Below are 7691 nucleotides of genomic sequence, written 5' to 3'. Positions count from 1 at the left end.
CATTGCAACGGTCTGTTCGCGCATGGGGAAAGTAGGAATGAGGCGGTTAGAGACCTCAAACCTACTTCTGCTCTGCCGAGCAGACTTTTTTTGTGCTCTCCAACTACTCCGCAACTTGGGTTAAGTATGTTCCGTCATTACACCGATTTGGTGCCCAAAATCTTATCCGGCGTAATGGGCAGCTCGCGTACGCGCTTGCCGGTGGCGTGGAATACGGCATTGGCTACGGCGGCCGACACGCCTACCATCGAAATCTCCCCGATGCCCTTCACGCCCATGGCGTTGATGTAGGGGTCGTGTTCCTCCACGAACTCCACGGTCATGTCCGGAATGTCGGCGTTCACCGGAATGTGGTAGTCGGCCAACGAGGAGTTAGTGTAGCGGGCGAAGTTCTGGTCGCGCACGGTGCCCTCCATGAGCGCCGCACCGATGCCGAAAATGCTGCCGCCGATAATCTGGCTGCGGGCGGTTTTGGCGTTCAGAATGCGGCCGGCTCCGTGCACGCTCACCCAGCGCGTAACCCGCACGGTGCCGAGGTCGGGGTCGACCTGCACTTCGCAGAAATGCGCCCCGAAGGAGTGCATGGAGTGGTGGGCGGCCTCGTCCTTCTTGGCGGGGTCGGCGTTGGCGGCGGCCTGGGCATCTTCGTAGCCGCTGCCGTAGCGGCCCTGGCCGTTGCCCTCCACGTCGGCCATGTCGGCGCGTTTCATGAGGTCGGCGAAGCCTTCGCCTTTTTTCGGGTCGGCTTTCAGCTGCAGGCGGCCGGCTTTGGCTTCCACATCGGCAATTTTGGCGCGGTAGAGGGGCGATTTTTTATCGAGCACGGCCACCTTGATGAGCTTCTGCCACAAATCCTGTACGGCCATATACACCGACGACGACACCGTGCCCGCCGCCACCGAGCCGCCCGAGTTGGGGGCCGTGGGCAGCTTGGTATCGCCCAGCTCGAAGCGGACTTTCTCTACCGGCAGGCCCAGGGCCTCGGCCGCTACCTGGGTCATCACGGTGTAGGTGCCGGTGCCGAGGTCGGTGGCGCCGGACTGCACCACGGCGTGGCCGTCGGCGTAGAGGCGGGCGCGGGCCGTGCCCTGCGAGTTGTGGACCGGGTAGCTGGCCGTGGCCATGCCCCAGCCCACCAGCAGGCGGCCGTTGCGGGTGGCCCCGGCCTTGGGGTTGCGCTTGCTCCAGCCAAAGAGCTCGGCCCCGCGGGCGTAGCACTGCTTCAGGCTCTTGCTGCTCCAGGGCTGGCCGGTGCTGGAATCTTTTTCAGCGTAGTTGCGCAGGCGGATTTCGATGGGGTCGATGCCCAGCTGATAGGCCAAATCATCCATCGAACTCTCAAGCGCAAACGAGCCCGGGGCTTCGCCGGGAGCGCGGGTGAAAGTCGACGTCATCACATTGGCCCGGGCCAATTGGTACGAGGCCTCGAAGTTGGGGCACTCGTAGAGCATGTTGACGATTTTGCTATTCGACTCAGCGTAGTTGTCCCAAGGCGAGGTGGTGGAAGTTTTCTCGTGAATAAGCGCCGTGAGTTTGCCGTCCTTCGTAGCGCCCAGGCGCAGGGTCTGGGTCTGGTCTTCGCGGTGGCCCATGCTCGTGAACATCTGGGGGCGGGTGAGGGCCAGCTTCACCGGGCGGCCCACGAATTTGGCGGCCTGCACCGTGAGCACGGTGTGCGGCCAGCACGAGCCCTTGCATCCGAAGCCGCCACCGAGGTACTTCGTCACCACCCGCACCTGCTCGGCCGAGAGGCCCAGCATGGTGCTCAGCGACTTTTGCGTGCGCGTCACGCCCTGGGTCGACTCATACACCGTGAGGCGGTCGGGCGCTTCCCAATGGGCGGTGGTCGCGCCGGGCTCCATCGGGTTGTGGTGGTTGATGGCGTGGGTGTACTTGTGGGTGAGCTGGATAGGGGCCGCCGCGAAAGCTGCCTGCGCGTTGCCGCGCACGACGTGGGCCTGGGCCTTGCCGTCCTGAATCTTCGTGGGGTCGAATAGCTGAGCCTTCGGGTCTTCATAGGAAGCCAGGGGCTTTTCGGCAGCCACCTGCACGCGTAGCAGCGCGGCGGCGTACTGGGCGCGCTCCAAGGTGTCGGCCACGATTACGGCCACCGGCTGGCCGGCGTAGTGAATCCGGTCGTCGGTGAGGGGCAGGTAGCCCATGGGCGCACCAATGGCCTTTTTGCCCTCGGCATCGTTGGGCGTTTTGGCCAGCTTGGGGATGTTCAGGTGGGTGATGATGGCCAGCACGCCCGGCTGCTTCAGGGCGGCCGTGGTGTCGAAACCCGTGATGCGGCCCTTGGCCACGTCGCTGGTTTTGAGCACGGCGTGCACCAGACCCGGCAGGTTGTTGAACTCGGCCGAATATTTGGCCCGGCCCATCACCTTGTCCCGGCCGTCCACGCGGTTCAGCGGCTGCCCCACCACGCCGGCGGTGGGGTTGGTTTCGAAGAATTTCGGTTCGGTATCCATAGGAATATTTTGGCGCGTAGCGAGTTACAAAACGAACGTCATGCTGAGCGAAGCCGAAGCATTTCGCGTGCAGTCACTAATCAATGACGTGCCAACGATTGGGTTACTAACCCACGCGAGACGCTTCGACTGCGCGGACGCTAGATGAGCATGACGTTCTCGCGGCATTACGTTGCCGATTACCCCGCCACTTTCAGCAGGGCCTGCACCAGCGTATTCTGCGCCAGCTCCACCTTGAAGCGGTTGTCATCACGCGGCTGGGCCCCGCGCAGGGCGGCGGCGGCGGCGGCTCGGAAAGTCGCTTCGGTGGCGGGCGCGCCGGTCAGCACCTTTTCCGCTTCGGGGCTGCGCCAGGGCTTGGTGCCCACGCCGCCCAGCGCCACCCGGGCCGAGCGGATGGTGCCGCCCTGCACATCCAATCCCACGGCGGCCGAAGCCAGCGCGTAGGCATAGCTGGCGCGCTCGCGCACCTTGAGGTAGGTAGAGCGGCGGGCGTGGACCGCAGCCGGAATGGTCACGGCCACAATCAGCTCGCCGGGCTCCAATACGGTTTCGCGCTGGGGCGTTTTGCCGGGCAGTACGTAGAACTCTGTCACGGGCACGCGGCGCTGCTTGCCTTTGGCGTTTTCCAGGGTCAGCACCGCGTCCAGCGCGGCCAGGGCTACTGATAAGTCGCCGGGGTAGGCAGTGGCAATGCAGGCCTCACTCGTGCCCAGAATGGCGAGGTTGTGGTTGTCGCCTTCAATAGCCGGGCAGCCCGAGCCGGGTACCCGCTTGTTGCACGGAAAAGCCGCGTCGCGGAAGTAGCCGCAACGGGTGCGCTGCAGAATATTGCCCCCAATGCTGGCCATGTTGCGCAGCTGGGGCGAGGCCGCCAGCAGCAGCGACTCCGACACGGCCGGGTACTGCTGCAGCACCAGCGGGTGCTCGCCCACGTCGCTCATGCGCTCCATGGCGCCGATGCGCAGCCCGTCGCTGGTCTGTTCAATGCCTTTGAAGGGCAGCAGGTTGATGTCGACCAGCTGGGGATGCTCCTCCAGGTGGGCCTTCATCAGGTCGAGCAGCGTGGTGCCGCCGGCGATATAGGCCGCCTGGGGCGTGGCCTGCCGGATGCCGGTGGCCTCTTTGGCCGAATTGGCCTGGATGTAGCTGAAGTTGTTCATGCTCGGTTTGGTTATCCTAAAAGAACGTCATGCTGAACGTAGTGAAGCATCTCTACCGCTTCGTCTGGGTAATTGAATTAGTGCTGCGGTAGAGATGCTTCGACTTCGCTCAGCATGACGTTCCTTGAGCACATAGCTCATTTATCACCCTTTGAAACCGCTTTTCTCCACTTCCCGAATGGCCGCCACAATGTTGGGATAAGCCCCGCAACGGCAGAGGTTGCCGCTCATCCACTCGCGGATGTCGGCGTCGGTTTTGGCGTGGCCTTCTTTCAGGCAGGCCACGCCTGACATGAGCTGGCCGGGCGTGCAGTAGCCGCACTGAAAGCCGTCGTGGTCGATGAACGCCTGTTGCAGCGGGTGCAATTCTTCGCCCTTGGCCAGGCCCTCCACGGTGGTTATTTCCTTGCCCTGCGCCATCACGGCCAGGGTGAGGCAACTGTTTACGGGGCGGCCGTCTACCAGTACGGTGCAGGCCCCGCACTGGCCGTGGTCGCAGCCTTTTTTGGAGCCGGTAAGGTCCAGCTGTTCGCGCAGCGCGTCGAGCAGCGACACCCGCGGCTCGGCCTGAATGGTGCGCACGGTGCCGTTCACCTTCAGGCGCATTTCGCTCACGCCCTCCACCTTTTTTGAGATGGCCGTGAGACGCTCGGCCTGGCTGATGAGCGGCGGCGCCAGGGCCAGCCCCAGAAAGCCGGAGGCTTGCTTAATAAATGAGCGGCGGCCTTCCTGCGGAATCAGCTCGTCGGGTTGCGCGGCCGGGTCGGGCGTGGAGTTGTCAGTCATGGCGAGGGGGAAGTCGGAACAGAAGGTAGGTAGCCAACCGCTGGCAAAGGCAGATGGTTGAGAGCAGCCCGCGGGCGGGCGCTTGCTTTTCCTAAAGTTAACCGTTTAGTACGGTTCGCTTATCCCCTAAGGTTGCCTTTGTGCCGAATATTGTGCCTCTGGCTTGCAGCCTACTTAGAGCCTATCCGAATAGGCGGTCATGCTGAGCTTGTCGAAGCATCTCTACCGCAATAGTAATCCAGTAGATTAAGCTAGTTACGCGGTAGAGATGCTTCGGCTTCGCTCAGCATGACTGTTCTTTTTTTTATTCGGATAGCCTCTCACACTCTACTCGCAGCGCACGTAGGGCCGCATCTTTTCCCAATCGGCCGGCTTCAGAATCGGAATCTGCTTCAAATCCTCCACCGTTTTGAAAGGACCGTGCTGCTGCCGAAAGGCCACGATGAGCCGCGCCCGGGGCTTGCCAATGTAGGGGTGCAGGTACAGCTCATCAAAAGTGGAGGCGTTTACATTCAGGGTTTTAGGAGCGTAGCCGGCCGTTACGAAGGTGTACTTCTTGAGGCTGTCGCGCAGGTCGGGCGCGTCGCGCAGCACAAATACCTCATCGAGCTGGTCTTCCCGCAAATAGCCGCCGAGCTGGTTGCGGAAGCGCACCACCCACTTGGCGCGTCCCGCGCCGATGCCCCGAATCTGCATTAGCTGCGTGGTGTCGGCCGTGTTCAGGTCGAAGGGCTGGAGATTGCGGGGCTTGCGCGGAAACTTGCCGGGCACTGCGTCGGTGCTGGCGAAGGGCGGGAACTTGCCGTCCGGTCCCGGCCGGTTGGCGGCGTACTCGCGCCTGGGGGCTTCGTCGGGCAATTGCATGAAGGGAGCCAGCCGCTGGTACACGGAATCTTCCAGGCCGTACATTTTCTTCACCTGCGCTTTGGCCTTGAAGCCACCGGCGGCCGCGCCGTATTTCACGATGCGGGCCGCTACGAAGTGCGGCACCCCCCGGGCTTCCCAGCCTTCAGCGGTCAAGGTATTGGGGTCGAAAGACGCGAGGCGCACCTGAGCTACTTTGGGGTAGCGTGAGCCGCCGCGCGCAAACTTTTTGTAGTCGCGCCGGGGGTAGCGGCTCGCAAACCCCTGTTCCATCGTGCGGTGTTCTTTCAGCTGCGCGGCCAGCCCGTTCAATCCCCGTTGGTCGGCAGCCGGCAGATACCGGGGCAGCTCCGGGCGCAGCAGCATGGGAGCCACGATGAAGGCCAGCATGAGCAACAGCACCCCAACTACCCCCCGGGCCTCGCCGCGCGAGTAGCCGAAGTAGCGCCGCAGCCAGCGCGTGGGACTAATAGCATCCCAAAACCGGCGGGGACGCGGTGGGGGCGAGGGCGGCATCGCGGTAGAAAGGAAGGGTGAAGGTGACGGAACTGCCCGGTGTGGGCCGGGACAGCGCCGGGAGTAGCTGCAAGTATAGGCAAAATGCCCGTAAGGCTGCTTAGAGGCTATCCGAAAAGGCAAGAGAAGAACGGTTATGCCGAGCGCAGCCGGGGCATCTCGCGTGCAGCAGTAATCAGCCGCCACCTCAACAAAGCGGGCGAGATGCCTCGGCTGCGCTCGGCATGACGGCCTATTCGGATAGCCTCTTGGTCCAATCCGTCGGAATCAGCTGCGCGATTTCGTGGTGCTGGGCGTGCGGTTAGCCTTGCGGGTCGACGAGGGCGGCCGCTTCACCGTGACCGGGAGCGGGCCACCGGGCAGGCGGGTTTCCTGAGCCACCCAGGCGTGGATGAGCTTGAGGCCATCGGGCGAAAAAACGGCTTGCTGCACGCCGTTTATCATCGGCCACTGGGCCGGCGCGGGCTGAAACAGGTGGTTGATGCCTTCGAGCTTGTGGGCTGTGGCCGTGCGCCTGGCGCGGCGCAGGGCCCGGTAGAGCGGCGTCATATTGCGCCGGGCGGATACCTGCAAATCGGAAGTGCCATTGAGCAGCAGCACCGCGCATTGCACCTTAGCCAGCTGCGCCTGGGGGTTGAAATCGAAGAAATACCGCGACCAGGGCGAGGTGAGCTGTGCGGCGCGGGCGCGGGCCATGCTGGCATCAACGCCCATGTTGGCTCCGGTGAGCAGCGAGGCTACTTTGTTGCGGGCCATGGTGTTGTCGGGCGTTTGGCGGATAACGTCGACCGTGCGCTGGTACACGTCCTGCGCGGCTTTCACCTGCGACGGGTCGGCCCCAATCAGGCGCATGATTTCGCCCTGCTGCCGCCGCAGCACCTCATCGCCGGGCTGGCCGTAGCCGGCCAGCGATACCACAAAGGCCGGCGCCCGGCCCGGCCCGGCGGCCGTGAGCAGGGCCACGTTGGCCCCTTCGCCGTGCCCGAGTAAGCCCACGCGGTGCGCCGCCACCAAGGGGCGCGAGCGTAGAAACGTGAGCGCCGCCTGGGCATCGGTGACGAAGCCAGCGGTGGTAGCAGTGGCATAATTGCCGGTCGATTTGCCCACGCCCCGGTCATCAAACCGCAGCACGGCGATGCCGTGGCGGGTGAGATAATCGGCGAGCTGGCCAAACATCCGGTAGCCGTTCACGTCCACGTCGCGGGTTTGGGGGCCCGAGTCGGAGAGCAGTACCACGGCTGCGAAGGGGCCCTCACCGGCCGGCACAGTGAGCGTGCCACCAAGATGGGCTTTGGTGACGGGGTTCACGAAGCTGACCTCCGATTCGCGGTAGGGCGGGGTGGCTTTGAACTTGGTAACGGCCTGTACAGAGGCTGCTGCCCGCGTGAGCACCATGGGGGCCGTCACGCCGGGCTGCTTCCAGGTGCCTTGCAGGGTGGCCCCGTCATCGAGCACTTTGCCCACGAAGCTGCTGCCGGCCTGCTCGATGCGCAGGGTGAGATTGTCGTCCTTGAGCTCTACTTCCACCGGCATGCGGCTGATGCGCTGCTGGGGGGCGTCGAGAGCGGCATAAAAAGTGCCGTTGGTGAGCGGCACGATGGTGATAATCAGGGTTATTTCGCCGCCAAGTAGTTTCAGCGGGCCTTTCCATTGACCATTGAGCGGGCCGGGGGCAGGAGGGGGACCGGCAACGGCCTGCGGCAGAGTATTTAGTAGAAGAAAGGCAGCGAGTAGGAATCGAATCATGGAATCAGCCTATAATAGATGCGTATTTTGGCGTGTTGGGGCTGAAAAGTACAACAAATGTTTTCTTTTGGCAATGGATTTAGTTTCTCGTTGCGCAAGGGAGTAAAATGCAGCTGGTCGGCCCCACGGGCCGACCAGCTGAAAA

5 protein-coding genes are annotated in these 7691 nt (G+C 63.3%); all 5 read right to left on the bottom strand.

Annotated elements, in window-relative coordinates; genetic code table 11:
* Nucleotides 1-137: 137 nt before the first annotated feature.
* The gene (locus tag ABD819_RS19185) at nucleotides 138-2471 is read right to left on the bottom strand and encodes a xanthine dehydrogenase family protein molybdopterin-binding subunit (RefSeq protein WP_345127026.1); all 2334 of its coding nucleotides are present in this window, start codon (nucleotides 2469-2471) and stop codon (nucleotides 138-140) included.
* 179 nt (nucleotides 2472-2650) lie between these two features.
* Nucleotides 2651-3634 carry an FAD binding domain-containing protein gene (locus tag ABD819_RS19180; protein ID WP_345127024.1) on the bottom strand — a complete coding sequence of 328 codons (984 nt, stop codon included), beginning with the start codon at nucleotides 3632-3634 and terminating at the stop codon, nucleotides 2651-2653.
* A gap of 144 nt (nucleotides 3635-3778) precedes the next feature.
* Entirely contained in the window at nucleotides 3779-4420 is a 642-nt protein-coding gene (locus ABD819_RS19175) for a (2Fe-2S)-binding protein (protein ID WP_345127022.1), read from the bottom strand.
* A gap of 327 nt (nucleotides 4421-4747) precedes the next feature.
* The gene (locus tag ABD819_RS19170; RefSeq protein ID WP_345127020.1) at nucleotides 4748-5800 is read right to left on the bottom strand and encodes a helix-hairpin-helix domain-containing protein; all 1053 of its coding nucleotides are present in this window, start codon (nucleotides 5798-5800) and stop codon (nucleotides 4748-4750) included.
* A gap of 267 nt (nucleotides 5801-6067) precedes the next feature.
* A complete protein-coding gene (locus ABD819_RS19165) occupies nucleotides 6068-7546 on the bottom strand; it encodes an alpha/beta hydrolase (protein WP_345127018.1) in 1479 nt (492 codons plus the stop codon).
* Between the last annotated feature and the right edge of the window lie 145 nt (nucleotides 7547-7691).

This window comes from Hymenobacter antarcticus (assembly GCF_039539545.1).
Taxonomy (GTDB): domain Bacteria; phylum Bacteroidota; class Bacteroidia; order Cytophagales; family Hymenobacteraceae; genus Hymenobacter; species Hymenobacter antarcticus.
This window is presented reverse-complemented; position numbering and strand designations above follow the sequence as displayed.

Coding starts and splice junctions, on each gene's coding strand:
- ABD819_RS19185 (WP_345127026.1), bottom strand. CDS start 2,471: ATGGATACCGAACCGAAATTCTTCGAAACCAACCCCACCGCCGGCGTG.
- ABD819_RS19180 (WP_345127024.1), bottom strand. CDS start 3,634: ATGAACAACTTCAGCTACATCCAGGCCAATTCGGCCAAAGAGGCCACC.
- ABD819_RS19175 (WP_345127022.1), bottom strand. CDS start 4,420: ATGACTGACAACTCCACGCCCGACCCGGCCGCGCAACCCGACGAGCTG.
- ABD819_RS19170 (WP_345127020.1), bottom strand. CDS start 5,800: ATGCCGCCCTCGCCCCCACCGCGTCCCCGCCGGTTTTGGGATGCTATT.
- ABD819_RS19165 (WP_345127018.1), bottom strand. CDS start 7,546: ATGATTCGATTCCTACTCGCTGCCTTTCTTCTACTAAATACTCTGCCG.